General features: G+C 41.3%; 18 protein-coding genes. 9 read left to right on the plus strand and 9 right to left on the minus strand.

Features of this window, described 5'->3' with window-relative positions:
* Positions 1–90: 90 nt before the first annotated feature.
* The 4 genes from FNW02_RS08575 to acs form a co-directional block, all read right to left on the minus strand.
* Complete coding sequence (locus FNW02_RS08575; protein ID WP_191757132.1) at positions 91–411, minus strand: helix-turn-helix domain-containing transcriptional regulator; 321 nt, start codon at positions 409–411, stop codon at positions 91–93.
* Positions 412–502: 91 nt separating this feature from the next.
* Entirely contained in the window at positions 503–733 is a 231-nt protein-coding gene (locus FNW02_RS08580; RefSeq protein WP_348535380.1) for a type II toxin-antitoxin system RelE/ParE family toxin, read from the minus strand.
* 271 nt (positions 734–1,004) lie between these two features.
* A complete protein-coding gene (locus tag FNW02_RS08585) occupies positions 1,005–1,685 on the minus strand; it encodes a tetratricopeptide repeat protein (RefSeq protein ID WP_191757133.1) in 681 nt (226 codons plus the stop codon).
* A 125-nt stretch (positions 1,686–1,810) separates the two neighbouring features.
* Positions 1,811–3,784 carry an acetate--CoA ligase gene (gene acs, locus FNW02_RS08590; protein WP_191757134.1) on the minus strand — a complete coding sequence of 658 codons (1,974 nt, stop codon included), beginning with the start codon at positions 3,782–3,784 and terminating at the stop codon, positions 1,811–1,813.
* Positions 3,785–3,952: 168 nt separating this feature from the next.
* On the opposite strand from acs, the gene FNW02_RS08595 reads away from it, so the two are divergent.
* The 5 genes from FNW02_RS08595 (at position 3,953) to FNW02_RS08615 (ending at position 7,773) form a co-directional block, all read left to right on the plus strand.
* Positions 3,953–4,597, plus strand: a complete 645-nt coding sequence (locus tag FNW02_RS08595; protein ID WP_191757135.1) for a restriction endonuclease subunit R — start codon at positions 3,953–3,955, stop codon at positions 4,595–4,597.
* A 29-nt stretch (positions 4,598–4,626) separates the two neighbouring features.
* Entirely contained in the window at positions 4,627–5,376 is a 750-nt protein-coding gene (locus tag FNW02_RS08600; protein ID WP_191757136.1) for a Uma2 family endonuclease, read from the plus strand.
* Positions 5,377–5,466: 90 nt separating this feature from the next.
* Entirely contained in the window at positions 5,467–6,156 is a 690-nt protein-coding gene (locus tag FNW02_RS08605) for a hypothetical protein (RefSeq protein WP_191757137.1), read from the plus strand.
* Between the two features lie 72 nt (positions 6,157–6,228).
* Positions 6,229–6,669, plus strand: a complete 441-nt coding sequence (locus tag FNW02_RS08610; RefSeq protein WP_191757138.1) for a hypothetical protein — start codon at positions 6,229–6,231, stop codon at positions 6,667–6,669.
* Positions 6,670–7,077: 408 nt separating this feature from the next.
* A complete protein-coding gene (locus FNW02_RS08615; protein WP_191757139.1) occupies positions 7,078–7,773 on the plus strand; it encodes a response regulator transcription factor in 696 nt (231 codons plus the stop codon).
* A gap of 693 nt (positions 7,774–8,466) precedes the next feature.
* Here FNW02_RS08615 and FNW02_RS08620 read toward each other — a convergent pair.
* A complete protein-coding gene (locus FNW02_RS08620; RefSeq protein WP_162394713.1) occupies positions 8,467–8,751 on the minus strand; it encodes an Npun_R1517 family heterocyst differentiation transcriptional regulator in 285 nt (94 codons plus the stop codon).
* Positions 8,752–9,655: 904 nt separating this feature from the next.
* On the opposite strand from FNW02_RS08620, the gene ndhM reads away from it, so the two are divergent.
* The 4 genes from ndhM to FNW02_RS08640 all read left to right on the plus strand — a co-directional run bounded on the left by ndhM (position 9,656) and on the right by FNW02_RS08640 (position 16,196).
* Positions 9,656–10,015: an NAD(P)H-quinone oxidoreductase subunit M gene (gene ndhM / locus FNW02_RS08625; RefSeq protein ID WP_191757140.1), complete on the plus strand. Its 360-nt coding sequence runs from the start codon at positions 9,656–9,658 to the stop codon at positions 10,013–10,015.
* A 1,404-nt stretch (positions 10,016–11,419) separates the two neighbouring features.
* Positions 11,420–13,696: a protein phosphatase 2C domain-containing protein gene (locus FNW02_RS08630; protein WP_191757141.1), complete on the plus strand. Its 2,277-nt coding sequence runs from the start codon at positions 11,420–11,422 to the stop codon at positions 13,694–13,696.
* A 122-nt stretch (positions 13,697–13,818) separates the two neighbouring features.
* A complete protein-coding gene (locus tag FNW02_RS08635) occupies positions 13,819–15,396 on the plus strand; it encodes a CHAT domain-containing protein (RefSeq protein WP_191757142.1) in 1,578 nt (525 codons plus the stop codon).
* 152 nt (positions 15,397–15,548) lie between these two features.
* Positions 15,549–16,196, plus strand: a complete 648-nt coding sequence (locus tag FNW02_RS08640; protein WP_191757143.1) for a hypothetical protein — start codon at positions 15,549–15,551, stop codon at positions 16,194–16,196.
* Positions 16,197–16,445: 249 nt separating this feature from the next.
* On the opposite strand, the gene FNW02_RS08645 is transcribed toward FNW02_RS08640, so the two are convergent.
* The 4 genes from FNW02_RS08645 to FNW02_RS08665 all read right to left on the minus strand — a co-directional run bounded on the left by FNW02_RS08645 (position 16,446) and on the right by FNW02_RS08665 (position 21,111).
* Complete coding sequence (locus tag FNW02_RS08645) at positions 16,446–17,825, minus strand: PrsW family glutamic-type intramembrane protease (protein WP_191757144.1); 1,380 nt, start codon at positions 17,823–17,825, stop codon at positions 16,446–16,448.
* Between the two features lie 475 nt (positions 17,826–18,300).
* Positions 18,301–18,903 (minus strand): DJ-1/PfpI family protein, encoded by a 603-nt coding sequence (locus tag FNW02_RS08650; protein WP_191757145.1) that lies wholly within the window; start codon positions 18,901–18,903, stop codon positions 18,301–18,303.
* A gap of 412 nt (positions 18,904–19,315) precedes the next feature.
* Positions 19,316–20,065 (minus strand): 16S rRNA (guanine(527)-N(7))-methyltransferase RsmG, encoded by a 750-nt coding sequence (gene rsmG, locus FNW02_RS08655; protein WP_191757146.1) that lies wholly within the window; start codon positions 20,063–20,065, stop codon positions 19,316–19,318.
* 371 nt (positions 20,066–20,436) lie between these two features.
* Positions 20,437–21,111, minus strand: coding sequence for an ABC transporter ATP-binding protein (locus tag FNW02_RS08665; RefSeq protein WP_191757148.1), 675 nt, complete (start codon positions 21,109–21,111; stop codon positions 20,437–20,439).
* Positions 21,112–21,349 lie beyond the last annotated feature (238 nt).

Consider the following 21,349-nt stretch of genomic DNA (forward strand, 5'->3'; position numbering starts at 1 on the left):
ATTAATTCCTAAAGCTCATAGGCACAACCAAGATAATATTTGAAATGTATTGTAGATAAGAAATTTATTTATTTACGAGTGTTGTACCAGTTAATCTTTGGATACTAATGCAATGCGATACCCTAAAGCGTCCAAAAATTCAATCAGAGTGTAAATTTCAGTACCTCCACTTTCTGAAAGCAATTTATCAAGTTGTTCATAACGTTGTTTAGCTTCCTGGGAGAGATTATTTAACAGCAACTTTACATCAATAATATCTTTTAACGCTGAACGCAGCAGTTCAGGTTCACGACCTTCTGCTTCCAATTCCAAAAAAGTTTCTAGATAAGCAGTAGCGTGTTCTGGATCTTTGAGAGAAGAAATTAGATAATCATGGTAACTACTACTTGTTGGCGTTCTCACGTCTTTCATAATCTTTCCAATATTCCCTAGCTGTTAAAATATCTTGTTCTTGGGTACTTTTATCTCCGCCACAGAGGAGGAGTACTATGTTTAACCCTATTTATTTGCCCAAATTATAGATACGGTAGCCTGGCCCATAGTCAATTTTTAGTTCACAGACTCCTTCACCAACTGCACGATAGTTACCTAAGTTACCAGACTCGACTCGTTTCAGCCTCTTTTCTATTTTAACTCTGGCTCTCATATCTCTGAGACAATCAAGCCATGCTGCAAAAGTATTGTTGCCATCTTGTGTTTGGTAGTTCCGTATTTTCTTTGGTTGTACTTCCACTATTTAATTATTAATGCTTCATGATTTAATTTCCTGGAGTAATATGTGCCTTGAATAAGTGAAGGCGGCAGCCCCCCCAAAAGAGCATTCCCAGCCGGAGGCTAGGAACAAGATCACGTCAGGATTTGCAAGTTAAGTTGATACCAATGGGCAAAATATCTACCCTACAATAATTACAAACTAGATATCTTTTGCCTCTTGCTAGATTCTACAACCGCTGCGGAATCTTACCCGATCGCAACTTTAGGCAAAGCGTCTGTAAATATTAATTTTATGAAACACTAGGATCATCAGCAGTTTTGATCTCGCGCAAAATTTGCTCGATTTGCTTAACTTTTTCATTTCTATTCTGTGCTTTGAAAATATTTAAAGCTTTTTCTAGAGAAGATAAGGCCTCATCGCGTTTATTTGTTTGCCACAGTACCAGCGCTACATTAGTTAATGCCTCGCCATAACTAGGATTAATTTCTAACGCTTTTTGATATTCTGTAATAGCTTCTTCCCAACGGTTTTGGCTTGCGTAAACCATACCGATCGCATTGTAAGCTAGAGCATATTGTGACCTAATACGAATGGCTTCGCGGTAAGCACTAATTGCTGCTTCTGGTTGATTTTGCCGAAAAAGCGTATTTCCTAGTTGAAAATGTCCAAAGGCGTCTTCTGGGAATTTTTTCAGAAATTTACGTAAATTTTCCTCTGCATCTTTGAAGTTTCCCTGATTGTACAGAGCATTAGCTTGCTGGATCAGCTGCGATCGCTCTGCTGGTTGTTCCGCACCGGAAAACTGTGCTAATTTTTGCGATTGCTTCTGTGCAGACTGTTCAGGCATGTGCAGAGAAATTCCCGTAACTGCTAATACTGATGGTGATATGCCAATTGCAGTGATGATACTTAGCATCATGCAGCTAAGAGGTTGAACAAATACTGATTTCAGTTTGTGCTTCAGCTTCATCGTCCTCAATATGTTAATAGTCTTCTAATTCTTATGATAAATTGAGGTGCGTTAGCAAAGGCGTAACGCACCACGATTATTCTTCGGTTACAAGTAAAGCGTCTGGCTAAGTGATTGTGAATTGTTTAAACGCCTTCCCGTAATTTATCCAACACGCTTCTATCTTCTAATGTCGAAGTATCACCAGATACCTCTTGCCCTGATGCGAGGTTTCGCAACAAGCGCCGCATAATCTTACCCGATCGCGTTTTAGGCAAAGCATCGGTAAAGCGAATTTCTCCAGGACGAGCGATCGCCCCAATTTCTTTGACAACGTGCAGCTTAAGCTCTTTACTCAGTTCCTCATTTGCCTGATAAGTCCCCTCTAAAGTCACAAAAGCAACTACTTCTTCACCTTTGAGTTCATCCGGCTTACCTACTACCGCCGCTTCTGCAACTGCTGGATGAGAAACTAAGGCCGATTCTACTTCCATTGTACCAAGACGATGCCCCGATACGTTAAGTACATCATCTACGCGACCCATTACCCAGAAATAGCCATTTTCATCCTGTCTTGCACCATCACCAGCAAAGTAAGTATAGTTACCATCTTTAGGGGGAATGTGTTCCCAATAGGTGCGGCGGAAGCGTTCTGGATCGCCGTAGACTGTCCGCATCATCCCCGGCCAAGGATGGCGTACTGCTAAATAACCGCCTTCGTTATTGGGTACAGTATTACCTTCCAAATCTACGATATCTGCAAGAATTCCTGGGAAGGGAAGAGTTGCTGAACCGGGTTTGGTAGGAATTGCTCCTGGTAGAGGCGTAATCATAATACCGCCAGTTTCAGTTTGCCACCAGGTATCGACGATTGGGCAACGTTCACCACCAATTACTTTGTGATACCACATCCAAGCTTCTGGGTTAATTGGTTCACCGACGGTTCCCAGCAAGCGCAACGAAGACAGATTTCGCGCTTTGGGATGATGTTCGCCCATCTTAATAAATGCCCGAATTGCCGTAGGTGCAGTATAAAAAATATTGACGCCGTATTTTTCAATTACATCCCAGAAACAGCCAGGATTAGAAGCACGGGGCGCACCTTCATACATCAACGTTGTTGCACCGTTAGAAAGAGGGCCATAAACAATGTAGCTGTGTCCAGTAATCCAACCTACATCTGCGGTACACCAATATACATCTGTGTCTTGTAAGTCAAATATCCACTTAGTGGTGATATGGGTATATAAGTTATAACCAGCGGTTGTATGCACAACACCCTTTGGTTTACCAGTACTACCGGAAGTGTAAAGGACAAACAGCATATCTTCGCTGTCCATCGGTTCAGCGGGACAATGTGCTGATGCGCTTTTTTGCAAATCATGCCACCAATGATCGCGCCCCCCCAACTGCATATAAGTTTCCTGTCCGGTGCGCTTGACAACTAAGACGTTTTGCACACTGGGAACAGCACCATCAGCTAAGGCTTTGTCTACTTGTTCTTTAAGCGGAACGATCGCATCTTTACGCCAACCACCATCAGCAGTGATAACTAGCTTTGCTTGAGCGTCAATTAAACGATCGCGTAAAGCTTCAGCACTAAAACCACCAAATACTACACTGTGGGGTGCGCCAATTCTCGCACAGGCTAACATCGCGATCGCAGCTTCGGGAATCATCGGTATATAAATACCGACGCGATCGCCTTTTTGTACACCCAGTTGCTTGAGCACATTGGCGAACTGGCAAACTTCCCGGTGTAGTTGGGCATAGGTAAGAGTACGCGAATCTCCTGGTTCCCCTTCCCAAATCAGCGCGGCTTTATTCTTACGCCAGGTTGTGAGGTGTCGATCAAGACAGTTGTAAGAGATATTAATTTTACCACCAACGAACCACTTAGCAAAAGGCGGTTGCCAGTCTAGAACCGTGTCCCATTTTTGAAACCAGTGCAACTCTTTTTCAGCTAATTCTGCCCAGAATTGCTGAGGATCAGCTTTAGCTTGATCGTAGAGACGTTGATAGTCTTCCAGACTTTTGATGTGGGCGTTCTGGGAAAATTCGCTAGGAGGATGGAATAGGCGCTTCTCTTGTAAGATTGATTCTATAGTTGGTTGAGACATAGTTATGGCTGCAAACGCTATTGTTACTGAACTATATTCTTAACGGAGATTTGTGCGAAAGTGTTTAGAGTTTCGTTAAGCTGGGCGAATGTAAAGGCGTTGCATGGCAACATCTCTATTAATAATGTTGCAAGATGTAAGTAGTCTTGACAAAGAACGCCTGAAACTATGCCACTTACTGTCGAAGCCAGCAGCCTATCTCTTAACGATGTTCATCGTTTTCTTAAACTAGAAAAGTTTTCTAATGGTTCATTCACAGATTTCTTAAGTCTAGAGCCACTCTCTGAGTTTGAACAGCAGGATCTATTGCGAATTAGAAGCGACTTTGAACGTTACTTAAGTGCAAGGAAAATTTCTGAGGGTTTAGTAAAATTTTTAACGATAGCGCCACTAATGCGGTTAGCTGGATTTTATGACGTGCCGATTCGGTTGACAATGGAAGATAGCATTGCGATCACTGTCGAAGATGAAGACAAAAAAATTACAGGCAGGATGGACATTTTAGCCATCAATAGTCCTCAAACCAATACTGCACCACCTTTTTGGGTTCTAGTGATTGAAACAAAAAACAGTGCGATTAATGTGATTGAGGGTTTACCTCAATTACTCACTTATGCTTTTAAGAGTTTAGAGGAGCAACCATCAGTTTGGGGTTTGGTAACTAATGGGCAGCTTTATCAATTTGTTTATCTAAGGCGTGATCAGCAGCTAACTTATCAAGTAATGACATTATTGAACTTAACTGAATCTGAGGGGGCAATAAAGTTATTACAAGTTCTCAAAGCTATCTGCCAGTTACTAAATTTTCAGTAAAATGAACGTAAATCATGGGGCGATCGCTTATGTCTGAACCTGGTATCTTAGAATTTGTCTCTTCTGATACTTCAGAGGACGAAGTTATTTTTCCTCCAGGCGATTTACTCAGCGACGAACCTCCCTTGGAAAGTGACCTACACCGTGACCAAATCGATCTCCTAATTCGCATACTTAAATTGTGGTGGCGAGAGCGGCAAGATTTCTATGCTTCCGGCAATTTGACAATTTACTATAGTCCCAACCAGAAAAAATCAGAGGATTTTCGAGGCCCAGACTTTTTTTTAGTGTTGGGAACCCAGAAAAAAGACCGTAATAGCTGGGTAGTATGGCAAGAAAACGGCAAGTATCTAAATCTAATTATAGAAATTTTTTCGAATACAACATCAGCAGTTGATAAAGGCTTAAAAAAACAAATTTACCAAGATACCTTCCGCACACCAGATTATTTCTGGTTTGATCCTCTAACAATGGAGTTTCAAGGATTTCATTTAGTAGATGGTAAGTATCAAGAAATTCAACCTACTACTGAAGGTAAATTATGGAGTCAGCAGTTAGAACTTTACTTAGGAGTTTATGAAGGTAAACTAAGATTTTTTACTACTGAAAATCAATTGATCCCATCATCTGAAGAACTAGCTCAACAAGAAAGTTTACGCGCTCAACAAGCGGAAGAACGCGCTCAACAAGCAGAAGAACGCGCTCAACAAGCAGAGCAAGAAATAGCTCGATTGCGTGAGGTTTTAAGGGCACAGGGCATCGACCAGCAGAATATTTGATGACATCGGGAAATTAACAGAGCCATTTTCCAGTTAAAATTAGTTGTAAATTTGTGAAAAAAGCGTTATTTTCTGAAGTAGGGCATCTGTTTGCAAGCAAAAGAGATTAAGGATAAGCTCAAGTCCCTCATCGAGCAAGCTTCCTCGATAGATCCTGATTTAGCGAGAAGATTAGATGAAATCAATCGCTGGGTAAAAAATATTAGGCCTGGCAATCTGACTGCTAAACCATTTGTTCTGGCCTTCCTCTTAGAGGTGATTACAGATTCTACAATTTGGCTGATAATTAAATCCCTACCTTCACCAGAAGAACAAAAAGCAAAATTTGAGCAGATGACGCCTAATGAGAGATATTGGTACGGTTATCTCTTTCCAAGATGGATTAATGCAAGTGACTCCAAATTTTATATTTGGAAGCAAAAATTAATGTCAGGCGAATTTAATCGGGTTGATAATGATATCATTAGATCTATAGCTCAAGATGTTGTCCAGCGAGAAGGTAGTTTTTGGCAGCGTTATATTGCCGACCTCTCTATGGCAACAGATTTAATTATTAGTAGTCGTAACAATCAGCCGCTCTGCATTCAAGTTACCAGTGTCAGTGAAGAACTCAATCAATACAAGTACCAAGCTTGGCAAAATACACTGCGATCGTGGGAAATAGAAAGAGGATTATTCTTAAGTTACAATCCCAAAAATGCTAACTTTGTCAACCAGTTAGTTAACGTAGCACTGTTTAACAGTGATTATCTTTCTGGTGGCAAGTATTTAAAATTTTAGTAATCTTCTCAGGAATTGGACATTCAAGATTTGTGTTATAGCCTACATACTTACTTGCTTATTACAGCTTTTATGGGTAATCAACGAGAGACTCACAGCTACGAAAATAAAATAGATAAATTTGCTGAAGCTTTAGAAACAGCCCGACAAATGCAACAAAACTGGTTAACTTATGGGCTTGATTTTGTTAATTTTTACGTTGAAGATGTGGATGGAGATTGGCTAGAAACTTGGGGAAACGACGAAATATTAGGCAATTCTCAATTAGATGTTATTAAAGAATTTTTAGTAAGTGACGATTATGTAGCTGTAAGGATAAGAGAACATTTGGGAGAACGTTCACTGTTTGATTTGGCAGTAAATTTAGAAGAGTGTTGCAGAATTACCGAAGTAAATGACAGATTATCTACTGTTAAAAATCTGTTGGCTGATGAAGAAAATAGTGTTAATAACGATATTGATTTATTGAATTTAGCAGATAGTCTGCTGGCAAAGTTGACAGAAATTTTGTGAAATTGTGCGATTTCTAAATAGCCTTATATCATTTTAAAAATCTTTGTAACAGGTGCAGTTGTAATGGCGTACAGATAGCTGTATATTTTTATCCATGTCTTTGTAGCTGGGGTACTCACTGGTGACTCTGAACTCAGTACTGATTAGGTGTATTGAATACAAAGGTTGCTAAACTGACATTCCAAACCTCGAATGTTCCAAATTCTGGCGATATTTTGTGACTAGGAATGTGCAAACTCCAATAACCAAGAGTGATGTCTACGACACGCTACGCGAATGCCAACACTTACGCACATTGTGCTTTTGTTGTAGTGGCATTAGAAATCAATGGGTTTTTCCTTATCCCTTTTGTCCAATGACTGTCAACTTTCGCTAAATTGGAAAAAGGTAAATTAAAGGAAATTTTAAATGTCAGCACAACTGTTACTGGTAGATGATGAACCAGGATTGCGTGAAGCCGTGAAAGACTATTTGCAAGAAAGCGGTTTCAGCGTTCAAGTTGCCAGTAACGCCCGTGAGGGTTGGGACTTGATGCAGCAAAATACACCTGATTTAGTTATTTCTGATGTCATGATGCCCCAAGTGGATGGCTATCAGTTCCTCAAGCAATTGCGAGAAGACCCCCGATTCCAAGCGCTTCCGGTAGTATTCTTGACTGCTAAAGGCATGACAGGCGATCGCATCCAAGGCTATCAAGCTGGTGTTGATGCTTATCTGCCCAAACCCTTTGACCCAGATGAGTTAGTGGCAATAGTCGAAAACTTACTAACCCGCCGCACCGCCACGCCTCCAGCTACGGGAGAAGAAGTTGAAACTCCTGATATTGCTGAATTGGCTAATCAGATTGCTCAAATTAAGGCCTTGTTAACTCAAAGAAGTGCAATTTCCCAATCCCCAGCCCCCTTCAAAATTGATTTAACTCCCAGAGAACAAAGTGTTTTAAACTTGGTAGCCGAAGGGTTAATGAACAAAGAAATCGCTCGTCGCTTAGAAACTAGTGTCCGTAATGTAGAAAAGTATGTGAGCCGTTTGTTTAGTAAAACTGGCACTAACAGCCGTACCGAGTTAGTTCGTTTTGCTCTAGAACACGGTCTTGCTAAATAGATAGCCCGTAAAATTCTCTTTTGATTGTGGCTAAGAGGTAACTGGCTGCTGATTCATTACCTATTACCAGTAATAAGTATTGAAACTCCATCCCACAAGTGGGATGGAGTTTTTGGGCATAGGAGATGGGGCAGCTTTCCTCCTTGCCCACTCTCTTGACAAGTTTCTCACCGTTTTCAATAAAACATAAGTATTCTAACCAAGATGATATTAGCTATATGCTTCAAGTACTTGGCTAACTTTACTACTGCCATACAAAATGGCATTATTCAACTTTGTCAAATACTACATTAGGTAAAGACATTAGCTTAGAACATCAGGCATAAATATTATTCAAAATACTTAATTTTTTCAGATATTTAATTGAATCAGTTACTAGCTGATATTACTTAAAATCTAAGCACAACAATGGTTTGAAGATTCTCTGGGAATATAAATTTAGAAAAATTGTAACCAACCTTGGAAGCAAGGTATGACTGCATTAGAAGTCACCTAAGTATATTCGTAGTGTAAGGGTTAAAGACTACCGTAGATGCTTCTTTAGCTTCCCTTTGGGTAAGCTCTAGCTTGTAGCTGCGGGGTTAATTTGTACAAGCCAACTGATGATAAGAGCAAATAGGCAAATAGACAAATTTAACACCAATTCAATATTTGATGCTTAATTCACAATTTGCCACTACTCAAACTACACTTTTAAGCTTGTGCATTGTCAGCAGCATTACGCAAGCGCATTAGCTGACGGCGCATTTGAGGTGAAGCTTTGAACTCAGATACTTCCTGGGCTTTAACAGACGCTTGTAGCGTCTCCAGAAAGTCGTCAGATCCCTCGGTTAAAGCATCAAGTAGCACCTGTAACAGTTGCTCGCGATCGCCCAATAGACTCTTTTCCTCAATCAACCGAAATTTCAGATGGATCTCGCACTCATAAACACCTACTTCGAGATTATTTATTTGGCGTGGTAATGCTTTGGAGTTCATAGTTTTTAGGATTCCTTTATTTGGGGGCTATCAGGGTCAGAAAGTAGATCTCCAGCAAAAATTCTTTATATTTTTTTTGAATCCAAAGTGTTTGAATTAAGAATTTTTCTTCATCCATCACATTTGTATTCCATTTCACTCTCCTGTGGTTTTTTTTGAAGCTAGACTTTCACTGTCTAGATTTGGCTGTGCCTGCGCCAGATGTCGCTCAAGGTAAGCCATAACTATTATTCAGTTTTTAAGATTCCATACAATAAAGTTTCTGTAAGAAGTTGTTCTGGCTTTTTAAAGGTTTTTACATCAACTTTATCTTTACGTCAATAACAGTTTAAGTTGTTACTAGATTTTTGGTGTTTATACGTAAGTAAAAACGCTGATTTTTTTCCATTTAATGAGAGCCAGAGGTCGATGTACCACAACTACGTAAAACTACTTGATGTACCTTTTATTCATCAGCAAATTTAGAAGACGTTAATGAGCAAAGTTATTCAAGATAAACTTTTTTCTGAAGGACAACATATGCATTGCTCAAATTATTCCAGTCGAGTATTTTATCCTACTGTCTTATGACCCTAATAAGTATGAAAAGTCTAGCTGTTAAGTTTTGGCAAGAATAGCAGACTGCTAAGACTTGTTTGTGGTTTTTACAAATGAAAACACTCTACCCAATAATTGTGGTAAGAGAACAATTAGACGACTTTAAATGCTAGTAGTTATCCCCTGCTTCAACCCCTAACAGCAGTCGGAGCAACAAGCAACCCAAGCGATATTATGACTTCAGCCCGTTCAATATTCCTTTGGGGAGTTGAGGCTGGGCTTAAAGCTTGTGAGTTGAAGACATTCAAGCTAAGGTATAACGTCTACAATGATTTCAGTGTAATTCACCCAAATCTTACACCCTCTTATGGATAACCCGATGCTGCTCAAGTCCACAACCCGTCATATCCGCATTTTTGCGGCTGAAATGGATCAAGATGGCGAACTGCTTCCCAGTAATCAAGTTTTAACGTTAGATGTTGACCCAGATAACGAATTCAATTGGAATGAAGATGCACTGCAAAAGATTTATCGGAAGTTTGATGAACTAGTAGAAGCATCTAGCGGTGCGGACTTGACAGACTATAACTTACGTCGCATTGGGTCAGACTTGGAGCATTATTTGCGATCGCTCCTACAACAAGGCGAAGTCAGTTACAATCTCTCTGCACGTGTTACTAACTACAGCATGGGAATCCCCCAAGTTGCAGCTGACGGTAATCAATAAAGTCAAAAGTTCTCAAATTATGAGTTATGAGTTTTGTAACTCTTGACTCATCGGGGTACGGTTCGTCCGTGCCCCAACTAACTCTTAAATGATGATTCTGAATAAAACCCTGCTGTATCATAAAACTGCTCAAACAGTATATTTATGATTTTGTCTGTTCTATTTACAACTTGTTAATAGTGGAATCCCATCACAATTTGCCAAGGTTTTCACCCCTAGAACAGCCAAACCTAACTTTTGTGAGAATGTCCCACGAATCCTAGCATGAAAGTTTAATATTTTAAAGAATTTAGCAGTAGCAAATTAAATTTTATAAAATCTCACAATTGAGCTAGTATCACGTTTAACGTCGGCTGTAATGTATTCTTCTCAGTACCAGTGGTTAGAAGTTTGAGTAATGTTAGCCGGGACATAGACAAGTAAACTTAAACAGAATAGATGATTAATTCATGACATAACTTAAGTTTTTATTCAATGGTAATAAAAATAGCTATGTAATTGCTGAACTAACAGTATTTAACAACCATGACCTGATTTTAATAGAGCGCCAACCTCACTCAGGCGATCCTAAAAGCCTAATTTTGTAAAAATCTGCTCAATACAAACACCTTCAAAAATTCAACACCAAAAATTTAAACAAACAGGTTTTTATCAATTAGAGATTGCTAGTAAATTTATTTAAAATTTAAAGTTGGAAAGAAATTACCAGAGATTTTAATATTAAGAGGTATATTTGTATTCCTCAGCCTAATCATTGCCAGAGTCTTAGTTGATGGCAACAATTGCTCTAATACATTACTACTACTATGAAATGGAGTAGTAATCTTCAATTTAAAGCCTGAAAACTAGACAAATCGCTTGCTTTAGGTAATCACCAAAATTGCTGATTGTTGAGTACAGACCAATAATGTTCTAATTGATTTATTTGTCAACGTAGAAAATACTAAAACTTAGCAAATATTTATTACCAACTATTTAAAATTATTTAGAATCACGATAACTTTATAGTTTATCTAGCTTAATTCTTAATTAAAGTTCATTGGTGGCTTCCTACTTATAAACTAAATGAATACCAACATTATCTATCTTTTGATGATGAGGTAATTTAATAAAAGAAAAGAGCATAGCTGAGCTTGGGTTATGTTTTGGTGACAGGCTTAGCGTTAGTTGCTCTGGTGATGCAGAGTCATAGAGCAATAGAGGCTATGATTGAGGCTGTAGGGTTGACTTAGGAGCGTGTTCTTTGGATAAGTAGGTAAATTAAGTATTAGCACCTGCTGGTATCTGCCAGCTAAAATCATCATCCAAAGTTTGGATATGTCAAGTTCAAGAAACATTAGCGGTCTAGGTTGCCGCTGCCAATGCTGTTGAAGAAATTGCCAAGCGCTGATCGGTGCGACAACTATGGAAAATGAAGCGGCAACGCTCTACTGCCCAAATGAAAACTGTCAGGCTCTCAACCCCCTGACTCACAAGTTTTGCCAGCGATGCTCCACACCCCTACCCAAAATTTATCTCTGGGCTGTGGTAGATGGATTGAGTGTGGGTAGCCCTGGAGAAATATTAGCCGATCGCTATTTAGTCATCAATCAATCTGTAGTTTTAGATACGAAGCCAGGTTTATTACCTCAAACGCCTGAGTTAGATGATGTAGAGGTAATCAGAGCTTATTTGAGGCTAATTCCCTACCGCTTAAATGTACCGCAGGTATATGGAGTGTTGCCTCTAACTGACGGGCATTCCCATCAAGAAATCTTACTTTTAGAACAACCACCACTGCTTGTAGATGACATTCAACAAGTGTATCTATGCAGCAAATTAATTACAGCTTGGCGTGATGCGACATCAATGCGTCAACTAAATTGGCTATGGCAGTTAGCTCATTTGTGGGAACCTCTTTTAAGTGAAGGCGTCGTTTCTAGCTTGCTTGATCCTGATTTATTGCGGGTAGAAGGGCCATTAGTGCGCTTGTTAGAATTGCGTTTCGACCCCGAAACAGTCCCAGAACTAACCCAATTAGGAGAATTTTGGCAGCAATTGCTGAGCGAAACCAAGCCAGTCATAGCTGAATTTGTCAGCGTTATTAGCCATTCTTTGATTCAAGGAGAGATTAACTCACCTGAGCAATTAATCGCAGTTTTAGATCGCGGACTAGCAGAATTAGGGCGATCGCAAACACCCACGATCGCAATTGCGACCAAAACCGACACTGGCCCCAGCCGCCAACGTAACGAAGACGCTTGTTACCCCCCCAGTGGCACACTTGTGAGCAAACCACCACAGCCGACAGCCTTAGCAATTGTCTGTGATGGCATTGGCGGACATGAGGGAGGCAATGTTGCATCAAATTTAGCAATTGAAACGATCCAGCAGCAGGTACAGCAATTAACAAAGGTTCCCTACGATCACATAGACCCTCCAATGCTGCTCGCTGATTTAGAATTGGCTGTGGCAGTTGCCAATGACAAAATTAGTCAGCGCAACGATGGAGAAAATCGCCAAGGGCGTCAACGCATGGGCACAACCTTAGTGATGGCATTGCCCGTTGCTCATGAAATGTATATTACTCATGTTGGCGATAGTCGTGCCTACTGGATTACACGCCACGGCTGTTACCAAGTTACTCTTGATGATGATGTCGCTTCCCGCGAGGTACGGCTAGGCTATGCAGTCTACCGCGAGGCTGTGCAACAGAGTGCTTCTGGCTCTCTTGTGCAGGCTTTGGGGATGAGCCCTAGCACTTCATTGCATCCCACTTCCCAACGATTTATCCTCGATGAAGATGCTGTTTTTCTACTCACATCCGATGGTTTGAGTGATTTTGATCGTGTAGAGGAGTCCTGGGAAACAGAAATTTTGCCAATTCTGGCTAGCGAAGTTAATTTAGCAACTGTTGCAGACAGATTAGTAGAAATCGCCAATACTAAGAATGGACACGATAATGTCACCATCGCTTTAGTACATTATCAACTCCAATACTGGGAACCAGAAATCTCAGTAAAAGCTGTCATTCCAGACAGTGCCTCAGTAAAAACTGCTGATTTAGCGTCCAGAGGGGCAGGTGGAACAGTTCTAGGCAGCCCCAATCAGAAAACTCAGGTAATTCCAGAAAGCAAGCCAGCTAAAACTCCCCAACTACCGCTACAGTTTCTAGTCCCGTTAATATTGGTGGTAGCCGCAGGTTCTCTGGGATACTTTGTGATGAAACTGCGATCGCCATCTGTGTCAATTCCATTATTGTCTAGTCCGACTCAACAGCCAACTCCCGCAGCAACACTTGAGACGCGATCGCTGGCTAACCTTGCAACTGGGTGGGTAATTCAAACTCAGCGTGAAATCCCATTAAGAAACAACCAATCACTTCCCTCTGGTACTTTTTTGGAAGTTATTGAGACAATCCCAAGTACTAGAACTGCTTCTGGTGGCTCTGAGGTGCAACTACGGCTCTGCTCAAATAAAATCACGCCAACAGCAAATACAAATAAGCCACTAGTATCTTACCCTGCGGCTGCAACAACACCTTTGCCGCCAGAGAAAACAGTATTGATTGATTTCTCCCAACTGAAACGTTTTGGAGTCTCTGTTTTGCAATCGGACGCACCAAGTCCATGTAATACTATCACAGCCCCGCCAGTTAGTAATTCACCTGGCTCCAGTTCAACTGAATCAAATACTCGATAAACTGGTAGAAACCTGAAATAATACAGGTAATAACTAAAATGAAAAATTTACAAGGTGAAGTTTTAACCTTGAGAAATTGTTATTTGAAATGATTGGTTTTTAGCTTGTAGTTTAATGAATCCATGCCATCCCTGAATCTGGCGATCGCCCGTCTCCTAAACACTGGCACTGACAACTTCGCCATTTGGGTGGTCAAAGCTCCCTATCCTAGTGGCTATGTTCTACGTGACTGTGTATGGCCTGATGAACTCACTCAAGTCTGGCAAGAATGGCAGCAAATGTTTGCTGGTCATAGTCGCTTAGATATTTCCCCTTCAAAATATGGGCGGGCCCCATCCCCCATTAACTTAGTTTCACCCCCTTCAAGTCAGATGACGGGGCCTTACAGTAGTCGTCTGATGCAATATTTAGGAATAAGTTTATGGCGTTGGGTATTCGACGGATCAATTCTCGGTAGTCTGGAACGTAGTCGCGGCATTGCTATGGGTCAGCATACACAATTACGCTTTCGACTGGAAATTCGTGACCCGGATCTGATCGCTCTGCCTTGGGAAATTATGCAGCGTGAGCCTGGTCAATCTGCTATGTCCTTGTCTCAAGATTTGCTATTTAGTCGCACCAGCAGTGAAGTTGACCCCCTGCCATATTTGCGAACTGACCAGGCTTTAAGTATCCTGCTTGTTTTGGGTCATGATGATAACCTGCAACTAAAACAAGAAGCCGCTATTTTACAGCAAACTCTTGCAGATGCCGCGACCATAGCTGGCAATTTCCAGAGATATGCACCCTGCATCGTGAATACGCTTCTGCAACCAACCCCGCAGGAGTTGATTCAAGAGCTAGAAACTAAAGCATACAATGTCTTTTTTTATGCTGGTCATGGTTTGCCTGGGCCAGACGGAGGGTTACTGTTTTTACGCCCAGAGATGACCCTGAATGGTATAGAATTAGCGCAAGTATTGACGCGTACAGGTGTGAAATTGGCGGTTTTTAATGCTTGTTGGGGAGCACAACCCGCTGCGATCAATCACCAAGCTGTGCCTGCTAGCAGTTTAGCAGAAGTACTCATCCGTCATGGTGTGCCTGCTGTTTTAGGGATGCGCGACGAAATTGCTGACCATGAAAGCCACAGTTTTATTCAAGCTTTTACCGAAGCTTTGCGATCGCGCAAGCCAATTGATGAAGCTGTAGCACAGGCCAGACAGGAATTATTAACTATATATAAATTCAATCAACCAGCTTGGACTTTACCTGTTCTCTACCTGCATCCAGATTTTAATGGTGAACTTATTAAAAGCTTTGATGAAGGAATTACGGAATTACCCGATACTGCTATCCCTGAAATCGGTTCCCCGGTTCCCACTGCTTCTTTGCGATCGCTTTCTCCAAGTGGTATAACCTGGTCTTTACGTTCTGGAGTCACTCGCATCGGTCGCACGAGAGATAATGATATTGTCATCCCAGAACCGTCGGTTTCTAAACGCCACGCTGAAATCTTATGTCGTAACACTCTCACCGATGCTACGCTGGTGCGAACTTATTACTTGCAAGATTTATCTACATACGGCACAACCTGGTTTTTAGCTCCTAATGGTTGGCAACAAATCCTCCGCGAGGAAGTCCCATTGAAATCAGGAATGCAGTTAAAGTTTGGTAGTGCTAGAGGCGAAACCTGGGAGTTTATTATTGAAGATTCTTAACTCAAGGTATAGCAGAAATGATATTTCAGTCATTAACATCAGCCTTTAGAACCTGCGTTTAGTATAGGGAAAAACAACTTGGTTTTTGCGGAAATCTGATCCTTGCAGTTGTAGCTGTCAATACCGCTAATTAATCAATCATGAGGCAAAAAATGAATAATAAAATCAACAGCTTTAACACTTCCAACTCTTTGCCGTCTCAAGTAGATTTAGAGTTTTTAGAAGCGTTATTGGAATCAGAGGATATTACTTATCCCTGGAATCCGGCTGATGAGGAGTCTGAAGCTTATTTTCACGAACTAGAACAGCAATTTGTTATCCCAGATTGGCTAGAGGATGAACTGACAACAAGATCAGAAAGTTTTTACAACCATCTAGATACAATTTGGTCTGGTGTTCCAGAATCTTCAGGTTACGAGCATACTACAAAACAAGCACTTGATCTTAATCTTCAAGAAACTTTACAAAATACTTTTGCTCCCTGTGTCCCCCAAGTTTGGCTCAACGCGATCGCCAAGAAAGCTGCTGAAATTTTTGCGCCTCACCAATCAATAGGCGGCCAGCTGGTTGAGTGCGTTCAGAGTGTACTACCAACTTGGGGAGCAGATGACCTATTGGTCTTAGCCCGTCCTCTTGCCTACTCTATGCGAAGCAAAGAACCGCAAAATGTAGCATCCGTAATTAGTAATCTTGAAAATCGTGAGTGGAAAACTTTATCAGAAATAGAGCAAGCTAAAGTTAGTTTGGCGATCGCTTACTATGCTTTAAATCAACTCAACAGCTTTCAGCCTAAACCATAACTTCAGCCTGTATCTATTCCTTTGATCTCACATTATTTTTGATTAGATTTAGGGGGCAAGTATGTATGATGTCTGTAAGTGGAGTAATGCTTGTGTTAAAAGTATTACAGTTCTCTTATTTTCTTCCTTCAGATATAGAAACCCCAATTTAATTTTACAATAAGTTTATTGTCAGAATACCGCCATCTATCCCAAGACACAAATAGTTAGTCAAGAGTCAAGAGTTATTATTCTCCCCCTGCCCCTCTGCTACTTTGGCCCCAAAAAGCGAGTTGCAAAATTTTGCGATCGCGTTGGTGACAGCGCCCGTGCTTTGAGAATTGCCGCCATCAAAAAGGCGTAAGACAAAACCCCAACAACCACTAACAGCAGAGCGTTGATAGATCCTGTAGCATTCCATAAAGCGTGAAGTGCAGCGGCGCTCAGATAACCAACCAAAAGAATCTGCCAACTCCTACTGGGTTTGAGCACAGCCAAACCAATAAAATAGCCCAAATACCCACTGTAAGCCATGTGTCCGGCGACAGAGCCTAAAATTCGCGGAATAAGTAATTGTAAACCCACCAATTGACCAGTTCCGATGTCCACCTGTTGGGTAACATTTTGAGTGATATCTGGCACATATTGTCCGAGAGTTTCCAATAGAGTAAAACCTACAGCAGAAGCCGTTCCTAGAAGAATGCCATCTAGAGGTTCCCAAACACCTATGCGTTCCCGCCAAGGTGAGGACAGTATTCTTCCAATAAAAAACGCTCCTAGTACAGGTAATGCCTTGAGTAATTCCTCCATTAACCCCGCACCAAAAAACATTCGCACTAGCAACTCTGTAAAGGTTGTAGAGTCTTGAGGCGAAGATAAGTTACCAGGCAGAATGCCGCGAAATACGAAGATAAAGAAATTCAACAGAGGACTGAGCAAAATTAGCGTTGTGCTTAATGCGGTAGCCATTAGCACCCACCAAGGCTTTTGTTTACCGCAAAGTTGGTAAACAAAATAGTAAGCAGCAGAAGCTATGTAAGTCGCTACTATAACTTGATTGGCTTGGGGTTGACCTACCGTAGCAAACATCAGTACCACAAAGACTACCGTCAGTATTCCTGGTACGAGGTAAGCTTTACGAGTCAAATCTTTACCAGTGGAAATAATTGGAAACAGTTGAGTAAAGCTAACCGAATCTGGCGGCTTTAATTGTGTGTGGTTGTAGTAGTTTGTCGCCGAAGGCAATGGTGTGACTTGGTTAGCCGACATTACTGTTGCTTGAGAAGTGAATTCATACTCAAAAACGAATTGCGGCCCATCAGTACCCAGAGAAATGCGATCGCCAGGGTGCAATTCCTGACACCCGTACAAACGCTGTCCATTTAAATAAGTGCCATTAGCACTATTCAAATCACAAACCAACCAGCTGAATTTGCTATCTGGTGATGAAGAGAGGGGACGAACCACTGCATGACGACGAGATACCATCCGGTGCATCATGGCATCCAAGACAACTTGGCAGCTGGGGTCGCGTCCAATTACCATCTCTTTACTGGGAGGGAGCGAGTAGCGAGATTCTGACCCAGAAGGTGCTCCATTACCAGACACTAGCCGCAGAAATGCATTTTGTCTTGCGTTTTTGCCTGTCATCGAGTTGAGTACGTTTCTAAAATTATTCTTAAAATACTTTGGCAGTAGGACTTAACCTTAGCCACATCAACACAACATTACTAAATACACTATAGCTTCACTCACTGCTAATAAATTCAAAATCATTAAAGTTCTGATTGATGGAAGCCATTGCTTCGATTTGTCTCAAAATTTAAAATTGTTTTACCAATGTTAATAAGCATTTAGGCTGTTAGTAGCGTTTCCTGTGTCTATGTCAGGTTTATTAATCATAGTCTATAAATTATCTACTCCTGACACTCTACTGCAAATTAAACGCATGATAATTTGTCAGAAAATAGTAGTTTTTACCACATTTAGTCGTATTCAAAAAAGATAAAATTATCAGCGGTCTATTGCCAGTTCTTTTTCCCACTGACAACAGACTGCTGACTACTGATAATTTTCAGACTTGAATGATTAGGCAAACAACTTGGGAGTTAACTTTTGCTAACACTTAATTAACTGTAGCTAGTTCCGAGTGTTCAACCTTAGTTCCAAGTACTTTGAGAAATTCTGCCAGCCAACGCGGGTGAGCAGGCCAAGCTGGTGCTGTCACTAAGTTGCTGTCAACTATTGCCTCATTGATCGGGATATTTACGTAGATACCTCCAGCTATATGTACATCTGGACGGCAAGCAGGATAAGCAGTACATCTCTTGCCTTGCAGTACATCAGCAGCCGCCAATAATTGTAAGCCGTGGCAGATAGCAGCAATAGGCTTATTTGCTTGAGCAAAGTGACGAGTTATTTCTAGTACCTGTTGATTCAGACGGATATATTCTGGTGCTCGTCCTCCAGGGATAACTAAAGCATCGTAAGTTTCAGCTTCTACTTGTGCAAACGTAGCGTTTAAACTAAAGTTATGGCCGGGTTTTTCACTATAAGTTTGGTCGCCCTCAAAGTCATGAATAGCTGTCCGCACCTGATCGCCAGCTTTCTTATCGGGACAAACTGCATGAACTGTATGTCCCACCATTTGCAACGCTTGGAAAGGAACCATTACCTCATAGTCTTCCACATAGTCCCCAACGAGCATTAAAATCTTTTTCGCAGCCATTTTTTAGTATCCTCATTTATTAGTCAATAGTTTAGAGTTATTTTAAAGGCTCAGATTCCCAACTTTTTTATAGAAGTCGGAAATCTTGTTATTCACGAATGATTTAGGATGGCTTACCACCAAATAGGTTGGTAAAAGAACAGGATTGGCGTTAGCGATCGCTCGTCAAATTGTTAAATAAACCCATAGTGGCAAGTTAAACTGTAACTCTGTTCTTAATAAGGGCACAGAATTTATAATTGAGATTCCTTGTGCTTGATGGCTAATTTCTTTTTTTCTTCTTCAGCTCATTTCCTCCTGATATCAATTCTTCAAAATAGGGCAACAGATTCAAATAATGTTACGCAGACTAAATCTGACGCCTCTTAATTACGTTAGCTTGACGGGGCGTAGACCCAGAGCGAATTAAGCATTACAAAGGTTTTTGAGTAGGTACACCAACAGCACGAGGAAAATTAGCTGGCGTGGTTGCTGTTTTACGCAAATACAAACAGTGACGGATGCTTGTACTAATAGGAGTAAGAAATTGCTCTATTGATTCAACAACTCCACCTAACTGCTTAACAGTAGTTTGCAAAGTGGTTATTTCATCTTCTGTGCAATTACCACGATAAATTATGGCTAACCCACCCTGGTTAAGCAATGGTAGGGCATACTCTGCACAAACGGATACTGTACCAACAGCACGGATCAAAGCAATATCGTAGCTTTGTCGGTGCTGGGATTGTTGACCTATTTCTTCTGCTCTACCCATGAGAGTGTTGGTATTGGTAAGAGCAAGTTCGGTCAATATTTTTTCGATAAAAGTAATTTTTTTCCGAGTAGAATCCAAAAGAGTAACTGTGCAATTAGGTACAGCAATTCCTACCGGAATCCCTGGAAAACCTGCACCTGTGCCAATATCAATTACAGACGCACCCGTTTGTAGAGAAGAGATAAATCGCATTTGGGGCGCAATTCCTCGCAAAGAATCCCACAGATGTTTTTCCCAAAACTCGTGGGGTTCGGTAATGCGAGTCAAATTCAATTGGCGATTTCCTTCCAGGATTAATTCATAAAGCCTCTGGAATTGTGCTTGCTGTTGAGCAGTTGGTTGCCAATTCAGAGTTTGCTGCCATATCTCTGGCATTTCTGGCAGTAAGGGAGTTGTTGGGTTTGTCATTTGTCATTGGTCATTAGTTTTGCTCCTCTTGCCTTCCCTGCTCCCTCTGCTCCCCCTATTTCCTCAATTTTGGATTTACAATTTTGCGGAAAGTCTGGGCGGAGGTTTCCGACGCTCGCGGACTCGCTCTAAGCGAAGCCATGCCGAAGGCTTTACGCTGCGCTATCCGATGGTCTGTTCACTGCCGAGAGGCGCAAAGCCTTGCGCCTCTCCTTTGTGTCCTCTGGACACAAGGCAACCGTTCTAAAAGAACGGTTGGGCAGTAAGACCCGCATAGCGAACAGAACTTTCCAAGACGGATTTTAGATTATTCAATCCAAAATCTAAAATCTAAAATCTAAAATCTAAAATTCTGCTCTCCCTACTCTATTTCACGCTGTCGGTTGGGGTTCTTTGACTTTGGCTCTTAGAGTTTCTGGGTCAATTGATTCTAGTTCACCGTGGTTGAGTGTCCAGCAACGATCTGCGATCGCCAAAAGATCACCAGCATCGTGTGTCACTATCAACAATGTCCAATCTTGTTTCAGTTTTGCTAATAAATTTACCAGTTGCCGACGCATTGACCAATCTAATCCAGCTGTTGGTTCATCTAACAATAGTAAATTTGGCTGGCGAATTAATTGCACTGCCAAAGCTAAACGTCGTTGCTGACCACCACTCAAAGCATAAGGTGCTGCCGAAAGTGATAAATGCTCTAATCCTACTTCACTTAGTGCCTGTCTGACTCGCTCTGACCCTAATTCAGGATGCCCTAAACGCAATTCTTCTAAAATCGAACCACCGCAAAAATGCCGCTCTGGAAACTGAAATACTAACCCAGCCAATTGTTGTAGCTGTTCGGCTATGAGTTCTTGTTCTCGCCACAAGACTGCACCAGAAGTAGGTTCGGCTAGTCCCGACAAAATTTCTAGTAAGGTACTTTTACCAGAACCACTAGGGCCAATAATCAGACCTAGCTGCTGGGGTGCTAATTCTAGGTTGATTGATTTGAGAATCGCTGTTGGGCAAGCTGTTGGGTGATAAGTTAGATTTCTAAGATAGAGCATTTGTTAAGATTACCAAAAAGTCAGCAAATTACTGATTAACTACACCAAGAGCAACTAGAAGATTCTGAAAAGTATTCATCGCGCATTACCTGCGTTTACACCTTAATCTAGCAGCCAGAATCATCCACCTTCTCTCCGAAGTTATCAGGTGGCGGTGTCCAAGAAGTCCAAGCGCCATTTATGAATCCTCTCCATTGTGGCAGACTTACCCGTGAACAATGCCTACAACAAGCATGGG

The organism is Komarekiella delphini-convector SJRDD-AB1 (assembly GCF_014831675.1).
Lineage (GTDB): Bacteria > Cyanobacteriota > Cyanobacteriia > Cyanobacteriales > Nostocaceae > Komarekiella.